Raw genomic sequence first — 3,537 nt, forward strand, 5'->3', positions numbered from 1 at the left:
ATCGGGCGGGTTCATCTTAACAGTAACTGTATCGCCTGACCCGAATTTCAGAATAAATACATACTCCACATCAGTGGATAGAGGAGACGAAAATGTTATCTTGTAACCTAATGTACTATGTATTATAGTACCCGTTGTCAAGGTATAATCCGTCCTACATGGCACTGCAACCGCCGCTTTCGGAGGGAAAGACACAGCCCCACTGTTCCTGCAATAAACCGAATCTACTTTTAACACACTCAAAGGAAGATATTGTGGAATGCATATCGTCTTGTATCGATCTCCTTCACCAAATATTAATATCTCAGAAGTATTGGTTGTCCCTGTGGAATAGGTAACAGCCACCCGCGTTTCCGTAACAAAACGGTTTCCTTCGAAATTAACCCGCACGCGCTTTGTCCCACTACCACAGTTGCCCAATGTATCTTCTGCAAAGGAAAAGTCAGACACGGTGGCACAACTTTCTCCCAGCATCGGCAACGGTCGACCTATTTTACAGATATCACCGCACCTGGCATCGCGGATACGTTGATAATAGATCTCCTTCAACTGGAAATAATACTCCGCATAAGCCAGCCATTCCCTGTCAGGTACCCGGCACTGCGTTTGTGGTACACAGTTATTCCAACGGGAAACAAAAGTCACATCTGTAGTCGCATTGGTATTCCCCGTGCTGTCGGCACAGTAAAGCAGATAATCAACATACTGCCAGATATTCTTGGTGTTGTACGTACTGCTTTTAAACGGCGTCCGGTTCCTGGAATAATTGTTTAGATCGTTCACAAAACTACCAATGAACGGCTGCGCTGCGGTGTTTGTTGCAAAAGGATCGGCATTCAATAACCAGGTCGGATTATTACGATCATAATTACTACCCACATATTTTGGAAGGTCCGATGCTTTTAAACACAGGGAAGTGATCTTTTCATCCCAACGCTTCACGGCAGACAGGCTTTCACAGCTTTCCAGTGCACAATACTCCCAATGATATGGCAAAAACAGATCTGCCCATTCCGGTCTCCAGTTCTTCACCAGGTCTTCCAATGTAAAATTGGCATCACAGGGCGATATGCTTACCCCATCAACATTGATGATCCTGGTTGACTCATAACTGGAACCACCAACAGTATCGACCGGGAATATTGTTCTGAAATGAATTGCCAGGATATTCACAGCCTGTTCCAGCGGCCGGCCATAGCTGTCGAATTGCGCATACTGTCCGCCCGGACTTACATCCTGCATCAGGGTTTCTTTTAACTCCTTACATGGATCAGGTACGCAATTCAGCAAGGCAATAGTGCACCTCATCTTCAATATGTCGTACAAAGGACCGCTCCAGTTATTTATTTCATTGGTGTACAAGGTCGCATTCACCTGATTGTCGGCAATTCGCTGCCATACCTTCTGTTGAAATTCCGCTTTTGTACCCAGCGCTACTTCACAGGTATGACAATCACTCACGCAGCCGGAGAAATCGGTCGTTCTCAACTGGTTGATAATAAAATAGAACTCCGGCTGCAAATTGGTGTTACGCCTGATAAAGTCGTCGGTATAGGCAGCAATGACATCGGGGTTCAGCGATAATTCAAAGCGGATGGTATACTCGCCGGCCTTTCCCAGGTCTACTACAAAGCTGTTTTCTACACTCCCATCGTCCGCACAGTTGGACGTAAGACTGCCTATCTTAATCGGTGTAATATTCGCATCTACCTTGTTATTACAATCATCATACACATCAATCTTCAACTCATAGTAACAGTTACTGCAGATCTCCACCGCATTCTCTTTATACTTTTTAATCAGCTTATCTATCCGGTATCTGATACTGGCATTATGATCCGGCACCGCACAGAGATAAGTAGCGGCCCCCCTCAATTTCAGTTCCTGCTGATCAAACACAAAAGACTCGGGTTCCAGGACCGGCACATCCACCAGTTCTGTTACCCCTTTTGAAGCCAGAGGTAACACGTTACCGGGCGATCCACCACTTAAAGCTGTGGCCACCGGCTTACCGGAAGCATTCAGATAGCTAATGCTGATCTGCCCATTGGGGTCAATGGTCATATTCTTCAAAAAGTGCGAAGCTTTTCCCGCGTTCGACCCGAACAGCCGGTCCAGCTCCCATTGTACAGGCTTTCCATAGAAGTACCTGGTTGCATGATTCAAGGCTTCGTCCTGGTTAGGCTGCATTACATCTCCCACTCCACCCTTTACCCGCACACGACCTGTATTATCATTGGTATAAGCAGTAATGGCAAAAGGGTACCCGTTGGCATCAGGAACATAGTTCATCGATGCATCCGTCGCTTTAAAAGGGTTGGCGGATGAATAGTACATACCGGCTCCTCCTGTTGTTCCCAACGGCGCTGGCTTTACAACGCAGCTACCTGTGCTGTTGTTGTAAATATCCTTGTAGGAATATACCTGGTTGAGGATGTTCAGATTTTGCCTTCCATAGTATGTTAAAGCAGTCGCATTAATAGGTGCAGGCAAAATATTGGCTGCTACCCTTCCATACTCGTCATACACATTCTCCTGCAATATTGCATTCTTATCCGTGTTGTTGATGGTAACCGTTTGCCGGTTCTTTAAAATCCCATCATAATAACTGACCACTTCTTTCTTCTTCCCGCCCTCTGCATAACTGGCGCTGAATTGCCAGTTAAAGCCTCGTTGATGCCAATCCAGATCCAGTACCCTCGCCACCTCTCCGCTTGCCAGCTTTACCTGGTAAACCCAGGGATGTTCTTCCCGGAAACCATCCACATAGATCACATAACGGATACGGAGTAACAGATATTTGCTGCTATGTAAAAGCGTAATATCGTAATTATGCTGATCGGTGGTGATCCGGGTGGAATTATTCCGGAACATTGCTTCCAGTTGCGCATCCGTTATCGAGGAGCGGTTTGCAGTAATAAACTGACCATTGGTAGATTCATCGTCAATATAGGTCCACTCCAGGTCATATTCCTGACCGGGTATGATCTCGTTCCAGTTAACGTTTATAATACCTGTTAAAGGCGGCGTATTGGCTGTAGCACCCATGGGCATCATGGCCGCCCTTCCCTGTTTTTTGGGAGCAGCTTCCGTTTCCCCGGATTTAAAAAATGCTGTCATCGACAATTCCTCTTCCTTACCGGAGGTATATTGCCGGTCTACTATTACTTCTCCTTTCAACGAAAAAATTGATGGCAGATCGGTCCCCAGCTCTTTGCTCGTGATATCGTTGACCGTTAATTTTACCTTATAGGCGTTGGTAAAAGAATAAATGTTTTCTCCCTGGTAGGGCGCCAGCCACGCAGTATCATAATCGATATTCAACCGCGCATGCTCAATGGTGATGGGATCGTCCTGGTCGGGCTGACTCCAGTATTCTATTTTCAGATCAAGCTCACACTTGAAAGGCTTATCAATGCGGTAAGTAGAATCCCTGTACAATCCGAAAGTAACAACGTTACTTACAAGCTTGTTATTGATCGATTTCCAGTCAAAGGCATCATTCCGGAATTTTTCATCCTTAATAACAAGGGTATC

1 protein-coding gene is annotated in these 3,537 nt (G+C 45.8%); it reads right to left on the minus strand.

Features of this window, described 5'->3' with window-relative positions:
- Positions 1 to 3,537: DUF6443 domain-containing protein (locus VN105_RS08905; protein ID WP_325639986.1), on the minus strand; the 3,537-nt coding region annotated here is incomplete at both ends.

It is taken from the genome of Chitinophaga sp., assembly GCF_035564935.1.
Classification (GTDB): Bacteria; Bacteroidota; Bacteroidia; order Chitinophagales; family Chitinophagaceae; genus Chitinophaga.